At 73.4% G+C, this 16,843-nt stretch carries 15 protein-coding genes and 1 rRNA gene; 12 read left to right on the forward strand and 4 right to left on the reverse strand.

The window, feature by feature from the left end:
• Nucleotides 1–44: 44 nt before the first annotated feature.
• Nucleotides 45–1,451, reverse strand: coding sequence for a DNA repair protein RadA (gene radA, locus ABTY59_RS10425; protein WP_352018474.1), 1,407 nt, complete (start codon nucleotides 1,449–1,451; stop codon nucleotides 45–47).
• A 174-nt stretch (nucleotides 1,452–1,625) separates the two neighbouring features.
• On the opposite strand from radA, the gene ABTY59_RS10430 reads away from it, so the two are divergent.
• A complete protein-coding gene (locus tag ABTY59_RS10430; RefSeq protein WP_352018475.1) occupies nucleotides 1,626–3,404 on the forward strand; it encodes a BACON domain-containing protein in 1,779 nt (592 codons plus the stop codon).
• On the opposite strand, the gene ABTY59_RS10435 is transcribed toward ABTY59_RS10430, so the two are convergent.
• Entirely contained in the window at nucleotides 3,401–4,198 is a 798-nt protein-coding gene (locus tag ABTY59_RS10435; RefSeq protein ID WP_352018521.1) for a DUF3109 family protein, read from the reverse strand. The two genes, ABTY59_RS10430 and ABTY59_RS10435, sit on opposite strands and share 4 nt — an antisense overlap.
• Before the next feature lie 131 nt (nucleotides 4,199–4,329).
• On the opposite strand from ABTY59_RS10435, the gene ABTY59_RS10440 reads away from it, so the two are divergent.
• The 4 genes from ABTY59_RS10440 (at nucleotide 4,330) to ilvD (ending at nucleotide 8,791) form a co-directional block, all read left to right on the forward strand.
• Nucleotides 4,330–5,262 (forward strand): Ppx/GppA family phosphatase, encoded by a 933-nt coding sequence (locus ABTY59_RS10440; protein ID WP_352018476.1) that lies wholly within the window; start codon nucleotides 4,330–4,332, stop codon nucleotides 5,260–5,262.
• A 102-nt stretch (nucleotides 5,263–5,364) separates the two neighbouring features.
• A complete protein-coding gene (locus tag ABTY59_RS10445) occupies nucleotides 5,365–6,204 on the forward strand; it encodes a sugar phosphate isomerase/epimerase family protein (RefSeq protein ID WP_352018477.1) in 840 nt (279 codons plus the stop codon).
• On the forward strand, nucleotides 6,201–6,812 hold the full coding sequence (locus tag ABTY59_RS10450) for a TetR/AcrR family transcriptional regulator (RefSeq protein WP_352018478.1): 612 nt from the start codon (nucleotides 6,201–6,203) through the stop codon (nucleotides 6,810–6,812). Before ABTY59_RS10445 ends, ABTY59_RS10450 begins: the two co-directional genes overlap by 4 nt.
• A 125-nt stretch (nucleotides 6,813–6,937) precedes the next feature.
• Nucleotides 6,938–8,791, forward strand: a complete 1,854-nt coding sequence (gene ilvD / locus ABTY59_RS10455; RefSeq protein WP_352018479.1) for a dihydroxy-acid dehydratase — start codon at nucleotides 6,938–6,940, stop codon at nucleotides 8,789–8,791.
• Nucleotides 8,792–8,867: 76 nt separating this feature from the next.
• Here ilvD and ABTY59_RS10460 read toward each other — a convergent pair whose 3' ends face one another.
• Nucleotides 8,868–11,039 (reverse strand): serine/threonine-protein kinase, encoded by a 2,172-nt coding sequence (locus tag ABTY59_RS10460; protein ID WP_352018480.1) that lies wholly within the window; start codon nucleotides 11,037–11,039, stop codon nucleotides 8,868–8,870.
• Between the two features lie 71 nt (nucleotides 11,040–11,110).
• Between ABTY59_RS10460 and ABTY59_RS10465 the strand changes: the two genes are divergently transcribed.
• The 5 genes from ABTY59_RS10465 (at nucleotide 11,111) to proC (ending at nucleotide 14,521) form a co-directional block, all read left to right on the forward strand.
• A complete protein-coding gene (locus ABTY59_RS10465; RefSeq protein ID WP_352018481.1) occupies nucleotides 11,111–11,455 on the forward strand; it encodes an SH3 domain-containing protein in 345 nt (114 codons plus the stop codon).
• Between the two features lie 34 nt (nucleotides 11,456–11,489).
• A complete protein-coding gene (locus tag ABTY59_RS10470; RefSeq protein ID WP_352018482.1) occupies nucleotides 11,490–12,002 on the forward strand; it encodes a hypothetical protein in 513 nt (170 codons plus the stop codon).
• A 57-nt stretch (nucleotides 12,003–12,059) separates the two neighbouring features.
• Nucleotides 12,060–12,893 (forward strand): ABC transporter ATP-binding protein, encoded by an 834-nt coding sequence (locus tag ABTY59_RS10475; RefSeq protein ID WP_352018483.1) that lies wholly within the window; start codon nucleotides 12,060–12,062, stop codon nucleotides 12,891–12,893.
• Nucleotides 12,890–13,627, forward strand: coding sequence for an ABC transporter permease (locus ABTY59_RS10480; protein WP_352018484.1), 738 nt, complete (start codon nucleotides 12,890–12,892; stop codon nucleotides 13,625–13,627). The genes ABTY59_RS10475 and ABTY59_RS10480 overlap by 4 nt, the downstream gene beginning before the upstream one ends.
• A gap of 84 nt (nucleotides 13,628–13,711) precedes the next feature.
• Nucleotides 13,712–14,521: a pyrroline-5-carboxylate reductase gene (gene proC / locus ABTY59_RS10485; RefSeq protein ID WP_352018485.1), complete on the forward strand. Its 810-nt coding sequence runs from the start codon at nucleotides 13,712–13,714 to the stop codon at nucleotides 14,519–14,521.
• A 4-nt stretch (nucleotides 14,522–14,525) separates the two neighbouring features.
• Here the strand turns inward: proC and ABTY59_RS10490 are convergent, their stop codons facing one another.
• Entirely contained in the window at nucleotides 14,526–15,113 is a 588-nt protein-coding gene (locus ABTY59_RS10490) for a cysteine hydrolase family protein (RefSeq protein ID WP_352018486.1), read from the reverse strand.
• Between the two features lie 74 nt (nucleotides 15,114–15,187).
• Between ABTY59_RS10490 and ABTY59_RS10495 the strand changes: the two genes are divergently transcribed.
• On the forward strand, nucleotides 15,188–16,204 hold the full coding sequence (locus ABTY59_RS10495; RefSeq protein ID WP_502995350.1) for a GlxA family transcriptional regulator: 1,017 nt from the start codon (nucleotides 15,188–15,190) through the stop codon (nucleotides 16,202–16,204).
• Nucleotides 16,205–16,756: 552 nt separating this feature from the next.
• Nucleotides 16,757–16,843 (forward strand): 16S ribosomal RNA (locus tag ABTY59_RS10500); the annotation flags it as partial.

Here is a 16,843-nt window from a genome sequence, read left to right on the forward strand (position 1 = left end):
CGGCGGGCGCCCCGGCGTCAGCGCTCGGGGCCCCCTCCCGGGGGTCAGCGGCCCGGGGCCTCCTCGGCGCTCTTCGCACGGCGGCTGCGCGGCAGCACCCGCAGCGCGTCCCCCACGTCGGCCACCTCGGTCACCTTCATCCCGGCCGGCACCTTCCCGGGGTCGCTCGGCACCAGCGCGTGCGTGAACCCGAGCCGGTGCGCCTCGGCGAGCCGCCGCTGCACGCCCGTCACCCGGCGCACCTCGCCCGCCAGCCCGACCTCGCCGATCGCCACCAGGTTCTTCGGCAGCGGGGTGTCGCTCGCCGCGGAGGCCAGCGCCAGCGCGATCGCCAGGTCGGCCGCCGGCTCGGTGAGCTTCACGCCGCCCACGGTCGCGCTGTAGATGTCCCGCTTGCCCAGCGCGCTGATCCGGCCGCGCTGCTCCAGGACCGCCAGCATCATCGAGACCCGCGAGGTCTCCAGACCCGAGGTCGTCCGCCGCGGCGAGGGGATCTGCGAGTCGACCGTCAGCGCCTGCACCTCGGCGACGAGCGGCCGCTTGCCCTCCAGGGTCACCGTCAGACAGGTGCCCGGCACGGCCACGTCCCGCCGGGTCAGGAAGAGCCCCGAGGGGTCGGCGAGCCCCGTGATGCCCTCGTCGTGCAGCTCGAAGCAGCCGACCTCGTCGGTCGCCCCGTACCGGTTCTTCACGCCCCGGACCAGACGCAGCCGGGCGTGCCGGTCGCCCTCGAAGCTCAGGACGACGTCGACCAGGTGCTCCAGGAGCCGGGGGCCCGCGATGGCCCCGTCCTTGGTGACGTGGCCGACGAGGAGCGTCGCCATGCCGCGCTCCTTGGACGCCCGGATCAGGGCCCCGGCGACCTCGCGGACCTGGGCCATGCCGCCGGGCGCGCCGTCGATCTCGGGCGAGGCGACGGTCTGCACCGAGTCCATGACCAGCAGGGAGGGCTTCACGGCGTCGAGGTGCCCGAGGACGGCGGACAGGTCGGTCTCGGCCGCCAGGTACAGATGGTCGCTGAGCGCGTTGATCCGGTCGGCGCGCAGCCGGACCTGGCTCGCGGACTCCTCGCCCGTGACGTACAGCGTGCGGTGCTCGTCGCTCGACGCCTTCGCCGCCACGTCGAGCAGCAGCGTCGACTTGCCGACCCCGGGCTCGCCCGCGAGCAGCACGACGGCGCCGGGCACCAGGCCCCCGCCGAGGACCCGGTCGAGCTCGTCGACGCCGGTCGAGCGTGCGGTCGCCTGCCGGCCGTCGACCTGCCCGATCGGAAGCGCGGCGGTGGAGACCCGGCCGGCGGCGGTCGTCCGGACGGCGGGCGCGCCGTACTCCTCGACCGTCCCCCAGGCCTGGCACTCGGGGCATCGGCCGAGCCACTTGGCCGTCTGCCAGCCGCACTCGGTGCAGCGGTAGGACGGCCGTTCCTTGGCGGTTTTCGTACGGGCAGCCATGCGCCACACCGTATCCGCCGCCACCGACAACGGGCCGCCGTCCTCCACAGGGGGGAGCCCCGCGGCACCGGAACACCCGCCTCGTGTCCCCTTTCGAGCGATACCTTCACCCGTAAGAATGAGAATGGCGCGACCGGTACGAAGAGTGCCCCCGGGCCTGCCTACGGTCGCCCAGTGACGAGCAGCAGGCTGGAATCCCACGGACGCACCACCGGCGCACACCGGGCGCACCACGCCATGGACCAGGGACCGCGCACGCTCGGCCGCCGGCCTCCCGCCCGCTACGAGGCGGCCCTCGACGGCCTCTTCACGTACTGCCTCTCCGTGCTCTGCGACCACGACACGGCCACCGCCGTCCTCGGCGAGGTCCTCTCCGTCGCCGAGCGCCACCACGGCCGCTGCCCCTCCGACGAGGACGGGCGCACCGCCTGGCTGTACGCCCTCGCCCGCTGGGCCTGCCTCCGCAGCCTCGGCGAGCAGCGGCGCAGGCGCCAGGGCGCCCACACCGGCCGTCCGGCCGTCACCGCCCCCGAGCCGCCGAGGGTCTCCGAGGAGACCGCCGGGCGCCGCCGCGCCGAGCTCGCCCTGCTGGCCTGGCCCGAGGCCGCCGGCACCACGCCGGAGCAGCGCGAGGCCCTGGAGCTCGCCGTGCGGCACGGCCTCAGCCACCGTCAGGTCGCCGCCGTGCTCTCCCTGGACCCGCTCGCCGCCCGCGAGCTGCTGGCCACCGCCGGCTGCGAGGTCGAGCGCACCCGCGCCGCGCTCGCCGTCGTCGAGACCGGCAGCTGCCCCACCGTCGCCCGGCTCACCGGCGACCACCAGGTGCTCCTCTCGGCCGCCCTGCGCGCCGAACTCGTCCGCCACGTCGACGACTGCCCGCGCTGCCGGCGCGCCGCCGAGCGCGTGGGCGCCGCGGGACCCTGGCCCGGCGCCACGGCCCTCCCGGCGGACCGGCTGCCGCTCGTCGAGGCGCCCAGGGCCGCCGCGTACATGGCGATGCTGCACGTCCCGCGCGCGCGTGCCGGCGCCCCGCGCTTCGCGCCGACGGGTTTCCCCATGGACCCGAAGGACCATGCCGCCCGCCGTGACCGGATGCGGGCCCGCGCGGTGACCACCACCGTCGTCGCCGCCGTGGTCGCCGCCCCGGTCCTCGCCCTGTGGACCTCCTACCGGGGCACTCCCGCGGCGGACACCGCGGGCCACGACGGGGCGAGGATCAGCGCGCGCGAGGCGGACGAACCGGTGGGCCCGGACGGCGACCACTACGAGAACGCGGGCAACGCCCGCACCACCCCCGAGCCCCGCTTCACCCAGGGCAGCCGGGCCCCCGACGTCTCCGTCGAGGTCGTCAGCCCCGGCGGCCCCACCGAACCGACCCGGCCCGGCGAAGCGGCCGCCGGCTGGATCACGGTCACCGCCACCGGCCGCGGCGACCTCACCCTGCTCACGCTCACCGCCTCCGGCGGCTCACCCGTCGACTGGTCGCTGTGGACGGACGCCCCCTGGCTGTTCGTGAGCCGGGCCTCCGGCACCCTCAGTCCCGGCGAGAAGGTCACGGTCGCCGTCCGCGTCGACCACGCGCGCGAACCCGTCGGCTCCTGGAGCGCGCGCCTGGGCGTGAACCCCTCGGGTGCGGTGGTCAGGATCGACGGCTACCGCCGGCCGACCGACGACCGGGTCATCACACCCCCACCGGTCACGACGACGGATCCGACGACGCCGCCGACGAGCCCGCCGACGTCCCCGCCCACCTCGCCGCCGACGACCGAGCCGACCACCCCGCCGACGTCCCCGCCCACGACGGAACCGACGACGCCGCCGACGACCGAGCCCACGACCCCGCCGCCGACCACGGAACCGACGACGGAACCGACCACCCCGCCCCCGACGACCGAGGAACCCCCGCCCACGACCTCGGACCCCGGCACGACCGCGCCGGAGGGATCCTCCTAGGGAGCGGGATCAGCCGGGTGCGGCGCCACCAGCGGCAGCTGCGAGGCGAGCCGCGCCTCGCACAGCCCGGCCAGTTCGGCGTACGCCTCCTCGCCCATCATCTCGACGAGCTCGGGCCGGTACGAGACGTACACGGGCTCCCCGCCGACGTGTGCCGACGTCGCCGTCGTGCAGTACCAGTGCAGGTCGTGGCCGCCGGGCCCCCAGCCGCGCCGGTCGTACTCGCCGATCGACACCTGCAGGACCTTGGTGTCGTCGGGGCGCTCGATCCAGTCGTACGTCCGCCGCACCGGCAGCTGCCAGCACACGTCCGGCTTCGTCTCCAGCGGCTCCCGGCCCTCCTTCATGGCCAGGATGTGCAGCGAGCAGCCCGCGCCGCCCGCGAAACCGGGCCGGTTCTGGAAGATGCAGGACCCCTCCCAGCGGCGGGTCTGCCGGTCGCCGTCCTCGTCGAGCTGCACCCAGCCCGACTCCGTACCGACCTCGTGGAACTGCCACAGCTCCGGAGTGAGCCGCGCCACGTGCCCGGCCACCCGCTTCTCGTCGTCCTCGTCGGAGAAGTGCGCGCCCAGCGTGCAGCAGCCGTCGTCGGCGCGGCCCTCCTGGATGCCCTGGCAGCCGTTGCCGAAGATGCACGTCCAGCGCGAGGTCAGCCAGGTCAGATCACAGCGGAAGACCTGCTCCTCGTCGGCCGGATCGGGAAACTCGACCCACGCGCGCGCGAAGTCGAGGCCCTTCTCGTCGGGCTCCTCGGCCTTGCCCCGCTTCTGCTTCCCGACCTTGACCGCCTTCACGGCCTTCGCCGCGTGCGCGGTCCTGGCCGCCTGCACACCGCCGTCGCCGTCACGGTCTTTGTCCGGCTTCGCCTTCTTCGTCTTTGGCACAGCACCAAGCGTAAGACTCCGGGCGCAGTAGCGTTCCGCCCATGAGACTCGGAGTCCTCGACGTCGGTTCGAACACAGTGCACCTCCTGGTGGTGGACGCCCACCCCGGCGCCCGGCCGCTGCCCGCCCACTCGCACAAGGCGGAGCTGCGGCTCGCCGAACTGCTCGACGAGCGGGGCGCGATCGCGCCCGGCGGCGTCGAGCGGCTCATCGCAACCGTCCGGGACGCGCTCCTCGCCGCCGAGGACAAGGGCTGCGAGGAGGTGCTGCCGTTCGCGACCTCCGCGGTGCGCGAGGCCAGCAACGCCGACGCCGTCCTCGCGCGCGTGAAGGACGAGACCGGGGTCGACCTCCAGGTCCTCACCGGCGAGGAGGAGGCCCGCCTCACCTTCCTCGCGGCCCGCCGCTGGTTCGGCTGGTCCGCCGGCAAGCTGCTCCTCCTCGACATCGGCGGCGGCTCCCTGGAGGTCGCGTTCGGCATCGACGAGGACCCCGACACGGCGGTCTCGCTGCCCCTCGGCGCCGGCCGCCTCACGGCGGGCTGGCTGCCCGGCGACCCGGCCGACACCGCCGACGTGAAGGCCCTGCGCCGCCACGTGCGCGCGCAGATCGCCCGCACGGTCGGCGAGTTCAGCCGCTTCGGCCGCCCCGACCACGTCGTGGCCACCTCCAAGACCTTCAAGCAGCTCGCCAGGATCGCGGGCGCGCCCGGTTCGGGCGAGGGCCTCTACGTCCAGCGGATCCTGACCCGCGCGTCCCTGGAGGAGTGGGTCCCGCGCCTCGCCGCGATGACCGTGCCCGAGCGCGCCGCCCTGCCGGGCGTGTCGGAGGGCCGCGCCGGACAGGTCCTCGCGGGCGCGCTCGTCGCCGAGGGCGCGATGGACCTGCTGGGCGTGGAGGAGCTGGAGATCTGCCCCTGGGCGCTGCGCGAGGGCGTCATCCTGCGCCGCCTCGACCACCTCCCGGAGCACTGACACCGCTCCGGCGCGGGGCCGTCCGTCGCGCTCCGGCGCGGGGGCCGGGGCGTGACCGGAACCACGCCCCGGCCCCCCGGCCCGCCCCGTACGCTGTTCCCCGTGGCAGAACCAGCGGTGCGCATCCCGGATGCGAAGGTCGCCCTGTCGACGGCCTCGGTCTATCCGGAGTCGACGGCGACGGCCTTCGAGATCGCCGCGCGCCTCGGGTACGACGGCGTCGAGGTCATGGTGTGGACCGACCCGGTCAGCCAGGACGTCGAGGCGCTGCGCCGGCTCTCCGACTACCACCAGGTCCCGATCCTGGCCGTGCACGCCCCCTGCCTCCTCATCACCCAGCGCGTCTGGTCCACCGACCCGTGGGTCAAGCTCCAGCGCGCGCAGGCCGCGGCCGAGCGGCTCGGCGCGTCGACGGTCGTCGTGCACCCGCCGTTCCGCTGGCAGCGCCAGTACGCGAAGGACTTCGTCACCGGCATCTGGCGGATGGCGGACGAGACGGACGTGCGGTTCGCCGTCGAGAACATGTACCCGTGGCGGTACAAGGACCGCGAGATGCTCGCGTACGCCCCCGAGTGGGACGTCACGAAGGACGACTACCGGCACTTCACCGTCGACCTCTCGCACACCGCGACCGCCCGCACCGACGCCCTCGCGATGCTCGATCGCATGGGCGACCGCCTCGGCCACGTCCACCTCGCCGACGGCAAGGGCTCGGCCAAGGACGAGCACCTCGTCCCGGGGCGCGGCACCCAGCCCTGCGCCGAGCTCCTGGAGCGGCTCGCGCTCACCGGCTTCGACGGGCACGTGGTGATCGAGGTCAACACCCGCCGCGCGATGTCAGCCGCCGAACGCGAGGCCGATCTCGCGGAGGCCCTCGCGTTCACCCGGCTCCACCTCGCCTCGCCGGCCGGCCGCCCGGCCGAGCGCACCCCGCGCTCATGACCGGCCCGGCCCCGCGCCGGCGCGGCCGCCCGTCCCGTACCGAGGAGGAGAGCGGCCCGGACGCGCGGACGCGCATCCTGGAGGCGGCCCGCGCCCAGTTCGCCGAGCGCGGCTACGACAAGGCGTCGGTGCGCGGCATCGCCAAGGCCGCCGGGGTGGACCCGGCGCTCGTGCACCACTACTTCGGCACCAAGGACGAGGTCTTCGCCGCCGCCGTCGAGGTCTCCTTCGAGCCCGCGGCCGTCCTCCCGGCGATCCTCGGCGGCCCGCGCGAGGCCATCGGCGAGCGGCTCGCCCGCTTCTTCATCGGCGTCTGGGAGAACCCGGCCTCCCGCGCCCCGCTCCTCGCGATCGTGCGGTCCGCGCTCACCCACGAGGCGGCGGCCAAGGTGCTGCGGACCTTCGTGCTGCGGCGGCTCCTGGAGCGGATCGCGGCCGAGCTCGACGTGCCGGACCCGAGCTTCCGCGCGGAACTCGCCGCCTCGCACATGATCGGGATCGTGATCATGCGGTACGTGATCCAGGTGGAGCCGCTGGCCTCGGCCGACCCGGAGCGGATCGTCGAGCAGGTGGCCCCGACGCTCCAGCGCTATCTGACGCAGGCGTGAGGCGGCGGGCCTCCAGGCTGACCGAAAGCTGAACAGCCGTCCCGTATCGCGGACACCCTGTCCAGATCTTGGAGCGGCGGCGTACGCTCGAAAGCAAGCACACCCATCACGAGGAGCGAGCGACGATGCCCGAGCTGAGGTCCCGCACAGTCACCCACGGCCGCAACATGGCGGGCGCCCGCGCCCTTATGCGCGCCTCCGGTGTACCCGGCGCGGACATCGGCCGGAAGCCGATCATCGCGGTGGCGAACTCCTTCACCGAGTTCGTCCCCGGCCACACCCACCTCCAGCCGGTCGGCCGGATCGTCTCCGAGGCCATCACCGCCGCCGGCGGCATCGCCCGCGAGTTCAACACGATCGCCGTCGACGACGGCATCGCCATGGGCCACGGCGGCATGCTCTACAGCCTGCCCTCCCGCGACCTCATCGCGGACAGCGTGGAGTACATGGTCGAGGCGCACTGCGCCGACGCCCTGATCTGCATCTCCAACTGCGACAAGATCACCCCCGGCATGCTGATGGCGGCCCTGCGCCTCAACATCCCGACGGTCTTCGTCTCCGGCGGTCCGATGGAGGCCGGCCGCGCGGTCCTGGTCGACGGCACGGTCCGCACGCTCGACCTGGTCGACGCGATGTCCGACGCGGTGAACCCCGACGTCTCGGACGAGGACATGCTCCGGATCGAGGAGAACGCCTGTCCGACCTGCGGGTCCTGTTCCGGCATGTTCACGGCCAACTCGATGAACTGCCTGACCGAGGCCATCGGCCTCTCCCTCCCCGGCAACGGCTCGCTGCTCGCCACCCACACCGCCCGCAAGGGCCTGTACGAGAGCGCGGCCCGCACGGTCGTCGACATCACGCGCCGCTACTACGACGAGGACGACGCCTCCGTCCTGCCGCGCTCGATCGCGACCCGCGCCGCCTTCGAGAACGCCATGGCCCTCGACATCGCCATGGGCGGCTCGACCAACACGATCCTGCACCTCCTCGCCGCCGCCCAGGAGGCCGAGGTCGACTACGGCCTGCCGGACATGGACGAGGTCTCGCGCCGGGTGCCCTGCCTGGCGAAGGTCGCCCCGAACGTCGCCAAGGACCGCACGTACTACATGGAGGACGTGCACCGGGCCGGCGGCATCCCGGCCATCCTCGGCGAGCTCTACCGCGCGGGCCTGCTCAACGAGGACGTGCGCTCCGTCCACTCCGCCTCCATCAAGGACTGGCTGGAGACCTGGGACGTGCGCGGCGGCTCCCCGTCCGACGAGGCCGCCGAACTGTTCCACGCGGCCCCCGGCTGCGTCCGCTCCGCGACCGCCTTCTCCCAGTCCGAGCGCTGGGAGGCCCTCGACGTGGACGCGGCCGGCGGCTGCATCCGCGACGCCGCGCACGCCTACTCCAAGGACGGCGGCCTGGCCGTCCTGCACGGCAACCTCGCCGTCGACGGCTGCGTCGTGAAGACCGCCGGCGTCGACGAGTCCATCTGGACCTTCGAGGGCCCGGCCGTCGTCTGCGAGTCGCAGGACGAGGCCGTCCAGAAGATCCTCCTCAAGGAGGTCAAGGAGGGCGACGTCGTCGTCATCCGCTACGAGGGCCCCAAGGGCGGCCCCGGCATGCAGGAGATGCTCTACCCCACCTCGTACCTGAAGGGCCGCGGCCTGGGCAAGGCGTGCGCCCTGGTCACCGACGGCCGGTTCTCCGGCGGCACCTCGGGCCTCTCCATCGGCCACGCCTCGCCGGAGGCGGCCTCGGGCGGCACGATCGCGCTCGTCGAGGACGGCGACCGCATCCGCATCGACATCCCGAACCGCTCGATCGAACTGCTCGTCGACGACGCCACCCTCGCGGCCCGCCGCGAGGCCCTGGGCGGGGTGTACGCGCCGAAGAACCGCGAGCGCAAGGTGTCGGCGGCGCTGCGCGCCTACGCGGCGATGGCGACGAGCGCCGACAAGGGCGCGGTCAGGGACGTGACGAAGCTGGGCTGAGCCCGGCCGAGGACGTACGAGGGAGGGGAGCGGGCCCGGACGGCCGCTCCCCTCCCTCGTTCCGTGTGTCAGACGCTCACCAGGACGCCGGATCGCGCGCGTCCACCGCGAAGACGGAGCCGTCCGGCGCCGTCCCGAAGACCCGCTCCCCGGCGACCAGCGGCGCGGGCACCAGCGGTGCGTAGCCGAGGCGGCCGTTCAGCAGCCGGGGCCTGGTCTGCCCGACGACGGCTCCGCGGGCGGTGTCGACGGCGAACAGCCGGCCGTCCCCGGCGGAGAAGTAGAGCCGGTCGCCGCCGCCGAGGACGGGTGTGGACACGTTCCCGGCGGCCGTCTCCAGCTCCCACAGCACCCTGCCCTTCGCGGCGGCGGTGTCGAAGGCGGTGAGGTGGCCCTCCGCGTCGAGCAGATGGACGACGGCGCCGCGCACGGCGATGCCCCGCAGGTCGATCCGGTAGGGCAGGCGCAGCTCGCGCACGGGCGCGTCGTAGTCCTCACCGGGGCCGAGCAGGACCAGGGAGTCGACCAGCGTGGACTGGTAGAGGTGCGCGAGGACCAGCGTGCCGTCGCCCGTGCGGCCCAGCGGATCGAGTTCGCCGTCCAGGCTCCGCTGCCCGACCACCTCGCCGCTCGCGGGCCGGATCGCCCCGACCCGGGTGTGCGTCCCGTCGACGGAGGTCTCGGACACCGTCAGCAGCCCGGAGGACGTGTCGTACGGTCCCGGGCGCGGGACCGTGAAGCCGGTCAGGCCGTGCCGCCACAGCTCCCGGCCGCCGCGGGCGTCGACCGCCCGGATGCCGCCGAGGCCGTCGGACAGGACGACGGCGGACCCGGCCGGCCGGTACGCCTCGGGGGTCTTCGTGCGGGCGGTCCAGCCGGGGGTGCCGTCCCCGGCCGCGTACGCCCGCAGCGGCGCCGTCGGAGCGGCGGCGCCGACCAGGCCGTCGCCGAGGAGCACGGGCGCGTCCGGCGCCTCCTGCTCGACGGGCGCGGTCCGCGACCAGAGGATCCGACCGGTCACCGGGTCGAGCCGGGCGAGGCCGATGCCCCGGGCCGCGCAGTACAGGGCGTCCGCGCCGTGGACGCAGGCGGGGGCGGCCGTGGGGCCGTGCTCCTGGAGCGGGGTGTGCCAGCCGGAGAAGGACGTGGCCACCTCGGCGGGGCTCGTGGGGGTCTCGGGCCCGCGGTCCGCCGGGCGGCTGAGCGCCGCGTACACACCGGCCGCGGTCAGCGCGAGCGCGGCGACGACGGCGATCGTCGGGCGCGGCCGGATCCGCGGCAGCCCCCGCGGGCCGCGGCGGGACGGGGCCGGCGCGGTGACCCGTACCGGCGTGTCGGCGTCCCACACGGGTGCCGGGCCGCTCTCGCCGCCGGGCAGGGCGGGCCGCCTCCGCTGTGCCGGTATGAAGGCCTCGGCCGCGTACGAGGGGGGCAGGAGCTCCCGCATGATCTGGGCCGGGGTAGGCCGCTCGACGGGATCCTTGGCGAGGCAGCGGGCGACGAGCGGAGCCAGGTCCGCCGGCACCCCGGTCAGGTCCGGCTCGTCGTGGACGACCTGGTACGCCACGATGTACGGGCTGTCGGAGTCGAACGGGCCGTGCCCGGTCGCCGCGTGCACCAGCACGGAGCCCAGCGCGAACACGTCCGCCGCGGAGCCGACCTCCCTGGGCCGCTGGAACTGCTCGGGCGCCATGAACGGCGGCGAGCCGATGAGCTTGCCCGTCTCCGTGTGCAGGTCGCTGTCGACGGGCCGGGAGATCCCGAAGTCGATGACCTTGGGCCCGGTGTCGGTCAGCAGGACGTTGCTGGGCTTGAGGTCACGGTGGACGACCCCGGCCCGGTGGATGTCGCGCAGCGCCTCCGCGAGCCCCGCGGTGAGCCGGCGCAACTCGGCCGGGGACAGCGGACCGTTCCGCTTCACCTGGTCGGCGAGGGTGGGCCCCGGCACGTACAGGGTCGCCATCCAGGGGCGCACGGCATCGGGGTCCGCGTCGACGACCGGCGCGGTGAAGGCCCCGCTGACCCGGCGGGCGGCCGCGACCTCCTGGCGGAAACGCGCCCTGAACTCGGGGTCCTCCGCATACCGTGCGTGCACGACCTTGACCGCGAGCCGCAGCCCGGAGGCGGAGGACGCGAGGTGCACGACGCCCATGCCGCCGGCGCCCAGACAAGCCTGGAGGCGGTAGTCGCCCGCGTACTCGGGCTCCTCCGCTTCCCGGTCGGCACCGGTACCGCGCAACGGTGGCATCGCCCACCCCCGTGAGTCCCCGTCACATCGCGACATCGCGCGCAGGTGCGCGACCCGACGGAGCCTAGTCCATGGCGCCCTCGAAGTCGGTGGGGCTTGCTAGCCTGCGCGTCGCGGAGAGTGAAACTCGGCGGAGCGCTTTCGCGCCACAGGGGGAGGACGCCATGACCACGCGCTACGAGGTCGCACCCGGCTACCGGGTCAACGTGCGCTCGGGACCGAGCACCAAGTACCCGATCGTCCGGACGCTGGCGCCGGGCGCCACCGTCGCCATCAGGTGCCAGAAGTACGGCGAGTGGGTCGACGGTCCGTACGGCACGACGAACATCTGGGACAGCGTGGCGGCGGGCGAGTACCTCTCGGACGCCTACGTGCACACGGGCAGCGACGGCATGGTCGCCCCGCGCTGCGCCTGAGCCCCTTCGCCGCCGCCCGGGGATAATCGACCCTGTGAGCGACGCAGAGCAGACCCCCAGCAAGACCGGCGCCCCGACGGGGCCGCGGCCGGAGGAGATCCGCTTCTTCGGCACGACCTGGCTCGACCACAGCGGCGGGTACGCCCTGCGCCGCCTCGGCCTCGCCGTCGGCGCGCTCGCCGCCGCCGTCGCGGCCTGCTTCGTGCTGCGCTTCGCCTACGAGGGCCTCCAGGTGGCCGACGTCGGCGGCCTCGTCAACACGCTGGTGGTCGTCATGTTCGCGGTCTGCAGCGCCATCGCGTTCGCCAAGACCTGGGAGGGCTTCGTACGCCGCCCGGCCGACCCGGGCCGCGAGGAGTCCCTCCGCAGCCTGAAGGCGATCGGCTTCATCGGCGCCCTCCTCTCCTACGCCGCCCGCTGCTTCGTCGAGGCCCCGGGCGAGAAGCTGCGCCGCGCGGAGTACGAGACGGCCCTCGCCCAGTACGAGAAGCGCCGGTCCACCCGCACGGGCAACCCCGCCGGCCGCAAGAAGCCGAAGCGCAAGTAGGAGCGCGTTCGCCCCCGGTCCTTGACGCCCGGCACCCCCAGGAGCACTATTCATCACATGATGAATTACTCGGTGGGTGAAGCCGCCGACAACGCATCGACCCCCGGCGCGGCCACCCCGGCGGCCACCACCGCAGCCATCACCGCGCAGAACCTCACCGCCACAAGAGGCGACCGCCAGGTCCTCCGCCACCTCGACTTCACCGTCGCGGCCGGCCACATCACCGGCCTCCTCGGCCCCTCCGGCTGCGGCAAGACCACCCTCATGCGCGCCATCGTCGGCACCCAGGCCAAGACCACCGGCACCCTCCAGGTCCTCGGCCGCCCCGCCGGCGACCCCGCCCTCCGCTCCCGCATCGGCTACGTCACCCAGGCCCCGTCCGTCTACGACGACCTCACCGTCCGCCAGAACCTCGACTACTTCGCCGCCGTCCTGCTCCCCGGCCGCGCCCACCGCCACGACCGCCGCACCGCCGTCGACCGCGCCATCGAGGACGTCGACCTCACCGGCCACGCCGACTCCCTCGCCGGCCGGCTCTCCGGCGGCCAACGCAGCCGGGTCTCCCTCGCCGTCGCCCTCCTCGGCACCCCCGAGCTCCTCGTCCTCGACGAACCCACGGTCGGCCTCGACCCCGTACTCCGCCGCGACCTCTGGAACCTCTTCCACCGCATCGCCGCCGACCGGGGCACCACCCTCCTCGTCTCCTCCCACGTCATGGACGAGGCCGAGCGCTGCCACCGCCTCCTCCTCATGCGCGAAGGCGAGATCCTCGCCGACGACACCCCCGAGGCCCTCCGCCACCGCAACGACACCGCCACCGTCGAAGAGGCCTTCCTCCACCTCGTCGACGCCGCGAACACCCGAGCCGCCGCCCACCAGGAGCGACCGTGAACGCGAACCGCACCCTCGCCACCGCCGCCCGCGTCCTGCGCCAACTGCGCCACGACCCGCGCTCGATCGCCCTGATGCTCCTCGTCCCCTGCCTGATGCTCCTCCTGCTCCGCTACGTCTTCGACGGCAGCCCGGGCACCTTCGACAGCATCGGCGCCTCGCTCCTCGGCATCTTCCCGCTCATCACGATGTTCCTGGTCACCTCCATCGCCACCCTCAGGGAACGCACCTCCGGCACCCTCGAACGCCTCCTCGCCATGCCCCTCGGCAAGGCCGACCTCATCACCGGCTACGCCCTCGCCTTCGGACTCGTCGCCGTCCTCCAGTCCGTCCTCGCCACCGGCCTCGCCGTCTGGTTCCTCGGCCTCGACGTCATCGGCTCCCCCTGGCTCCTCCTCCTGGTGGCCCTCCTCGACGCCCTCCTCGGCACCGCCCTCGGCCTCTTCGTCTCCGCCTTCGCCGCGTCCGAGTTCCAGGCCGTCCAGTTCATGCCGGCCGTGATCTTCCCCCAGCTCCTGCTCTGCGGCCTGTTCACCCCACGCGACCGCATGGCCCCCGCCCTGGAGACGATCTCCGACGCGCTCCCCATGTCGTACGCCGTCGACGGCATGAACCAGGTCCTCCACCACCCCGACATCACCGGCGACTTCGTCCGCGACGCCCTCGTCGTCGCCGGCTGCGCCGTCCTGGTCCTCGGCCTCGGCGCGGCCACCCTCCGCCGCCGCACCGCCTGACCGCCCCTCGGACACCCCACGCACCCCGGCCCCCACCGGTGAAAGGATGACCAAAAGGCCCCCTCCGGCGAGGTGAACAGACCCATGACCCAGACCGTCGCAGTCCTCGGCACCGGCAAGATCGGTGAAGCCCTCCTCAGCGGCATGATCCGCGCGGGCTGGCGCCCCGGAAACCTCCTGGTCACCGCCCGCCGCGCCGAACGCGCCGAAGAGCTCCACACCCGCTACGGCGTCGAGACCGTCACCAACGCCGAGGCCGCCAAGCGCGCCGACACCCTCATCCTCGCCGTCAAGCCGCAGGACATGGGCCGCCTCCTCGACGAGCTCGCCCCCCACGTCACCGCCGACCGCCTGGTCATCAGCGCCGCGGCGGGCATCCCCACGTCCTTCATCGAGGAGCGCCTCACCACCGGCACCCCGGTCGTCCGCGTCATGCCGAACACCCCCGTCCTCGTCGACGAGGGCATGTCCGTCATCTCCGCCGGCAGCCACGCCACCCCCGACCACCTCGCCCACACGGAGGAGATCTTCGGCGGCGTCGGCAAGACCCTCCGCGTCCCCGAGTCCCAGCAGGACGCCGCCACCGCCCTCTCCGGCTCCGGACCCGCCTACTTCTACTTCCTCGTCGAGGCCATGACCGACGCCGGCATCCTCCTCGGCCTGCCCCGCGCCCAGGCCCACGACCTCATCGTCCAGGCCGCCATCGGCGCCGCCGTGATGCTCCGCGACAGCGGCGAGCACCCCGTCAAGCTCCGCGAGGCCGTCACCTCCCCGGCCGGCACCACCATCAGCGCCATCCGCGAACTGGAGAACCACGGCGTACGGGCCGCGCTGATCGCCGCCCTGGAAGCCGCCCGCGACCGCAGCCGCGAGCTCGCCTCCGGCAACAGCTGACCGACTACGCCACGGACACGCCCTTCAGCACGTCCTCCGTGGTCACGACCCGGGCGAACCGCCCGCCGTGCAGCGACACCGCCGTCGCCCGGGTCAGCTCCTCCGCCGTCTGCGTCCAGCCGAACGGCCCCACCAGATCGAAGGTGTGCATCGCGTCCAGCGCGAAGAGCACGTCGTACCCGAGGTTCCCGCCCATCCGCGCGGTGGTCTCGTTGCACATGTTGGTCTGGATCCCCACGACCACGAACTGCTCCACCCCGGCGCCCTTCAGCCAGGCATCCAGGTCCGGCTCCCCGTAGAAGGCGGAGTTCACGGACTTCGTCACGAGCAGCTCGGGCCCGGCACCCTTCCCCCGCCGCTCCGCGACGAAGTCCTTGAAGTCGTTCCCCTCGGTCCCCGGCGCCAGCGGCGAACCCGCCTGCCGGGAGTCGTGCCGTACGAAGACGACCGGCCGCCCCGTCTCCTGCCAGGCGTCGATCAGAGCCGCGATGTTCCCCTCGGCCCCCGGATTGTCCCGCCGGCCCCAGAACTCCTGCTCGAAGCCCTTCTGCACGTCGACGACCACCAGCGCTGCGTTCTCGTTGATCTCCATGACCACGATCCTCCCGCCGCGGGCCGCCACCTCCCAGGGGTATGCATGCCAGCGATCGATGCTTTACTGCCACCGTGTCACGGAAGCCGGCCACCCGCCCCCAACGCATCGCCCTCGTCGCCTTCCCCGGCGTCCGCGCCTTCGACATCTCCGTCATCACCGAGGTCTGGGGCAGCGACCGCACCCTCCGCGGCGTCCCGCCCTTCGAACTCCGCCGCACCGCCGCCGACCCGCACACCCCCATCCCCCTGCGCGGCGGCCTCACCCTCACCCCCGACCGCCCGCTCGGCTGGCTCGACGACCTCACCCCCACCGACCTGGTCGTCGTCCCCGGCATCGAGGACCCCGAAGCCGAGCTTCCGACCCCCGTCCTCGACGCACTCCGCCACGCCCACAGCGCCGGCATCCCGGTCGCCTCCCTCTGCGCGGGCGCCTTCGTCCTCGCCCGCGCGGGCCTCCTCGACGGACGCCGAGCCGTCACCCACTGGCACCTCGCCCGCACCCTCGCCGCCCGCCATCCGGCCGTCCGGGTCGAACCCGACGCCCTGTTCGTCGAGGACACCGGCGTCTGGACCTCGGCCGGCACCGCCGCGGGCATCGACCTCTGCCTCCACCTCGTCCGCACCGCCCACGGCGCCGAAGCCGCCGCCACGGTCGCCCGCTCGATGGTCACCGCCCCCTTCCGTACGGGGACCCAGGCCCAGTTCATCGAGCACCCCACGCCCCGCGCCGACCGCGACGCCGACGCCCTCGCCGCCGTACGCGCCCACGCCCTGGCCCACCTCGCCGAACCCCACACCGTCGCGAGCCTGGCCGCACTCGCCGGCATGTCCCCCCGCTCCTTCGCCCGCCACTTCCAGGCCACGACGGGCACCACCCCTCTCCACTGGCTCATCACCCAGCGCGTGGCCGCGGCCCAGAAGCTCCTCGAACGGACCGACCACCCACTCCCCGAGGTGGCCCGCCGCGCGGGCTTCGGCAGCGAGGTCACCATGCGCCAGCACTTCGCCTCGCACCTGGGCACCAGCCCCCGCGACTACCGCACCGCCTTCCGTCACCCGGGCAGCGGAACCCCCGCGGACCAGGGTTGACACGGAACCCCCCGATCCGTAAGGTTCTCCGAGTTGTCCGACGTGAGCACCGACCCCGGTCGGCCCCGGACAGCCATTCCGCAAGAACCACTGAAGCTGACGGTGCTTTGTCGTGTCGTCGTGCTTTCCGCGCGTTTTTGCGAAATGAGGAATCCGCGTTCGAAGGTTTGAGCGCAGCGGCCCGATTAGCGTCGGGGGCAGGGAATCCGCTAAAGTCTCACTCGTCGGAACGGCCCAACAGCCGGAAAGACAAATCCCGCTGACTGGGAATCAGACGCCGAAAGGATCTGATAGAGTCGGAAACGAAGGAAGCGCCCGGAGGGCCTGGAAACAGGAACGAAGGAAGCGTCCGCACCTTGAGAACTCAACAGCGTGCCAAAAATCAACGCCAGATTAGTTGATACCCCGTCCATCTTCGGATGGTCGAGGTTCCTTTGAAAAAGTCCACCCCTTGGGGTGGCACACTACAGCGAGGACGCTGTGGACAGTCGGTCATATTCCGACATGACTGTCCCGCTCAACGCGAGTGTCTCACCGGATTACCGGTAAACATTCACGGAGAGTTTGATCCTGGCTCAGGACGAACGCTGGCGGCGTGCTTAACACATGCAAGTCGAACGATGAAGCCCTTCGGGGTGG

It is taken from the genome of Streptomyces sp. NPDC096079 (assembly GCF_040303145.1).
Taxonomy (GTDB): domain Bacteria; phylum Actinomycetota; class Actinomycetes; order Streptomycetales; family Streptomycetaceae; genus Streptomyces.

Bases quoted from the DNA above. Each gene is read 5' to 3' on its own strand.
- radA (WP_352018474.1), bottom strand. From the start codon at position 1,451: ATGGCTGCCCGTACGAAAACCGCCAAGGAACGGCCGTCCTACCGCTGC.
- ABTY59_RS10440 (WP_352018476.1), top strand. From the start codon at position 4,330: ATGAGACTCGGAGTCCTCGACGTCGGTTCGAACACAGTGCACCTCCTG.
- ABTY59_RS10450 (WP_352018478.1), top strand. From the start codon at position 6,201: ATGACCGGCCCGGCCCCGCGCCGGCGCGGCCGCCCGTCCCGTACCGAG.
- ilvD (WP_352018479.1), top strand. From the start codon at position 6,938: ATGCCCGAGCTGAGGTCCCGCACAGTCACCCACGGCCGCAACATGGCG.
- ABTY59_RS10460 (WP_352018480.1), bottom strand. From the start codon at position 11,039: ATGCCACCGTTGCGCGGTACCGGTGCCGACCGGGAAGCGGAGGAGCCC.
- ABTY59_RS10465 (WP_352018481.1), top strand. From the start codon at position 11,111: ATGGCGCCCTCGAAGTCGGTGGGGCTTGCTAGCCTGCGCGTCGCGGAG.
- ABTY59_RS10475 (WP_352018483.1), top strand. From the start codon at position 12,060: ATGATGAATTACTCGGTGGGTGAAGCCGCCGACAACGCATCGACCCCC.
- proC (WP_352018485.1), top strand. From the start codon at position 13,712: ATGACCCAGACCGTCGCAGTCCTCGGCACCGGCAAGATCGGTGAAGCC.
- ABTY59_RS10490 (WP_352018486.1), bottom strand. From the start codon at position 15,113: ATGGAGATCAACGAGAACGCAGCGCTGGTGGTCGTCGACGTGCAGAAG.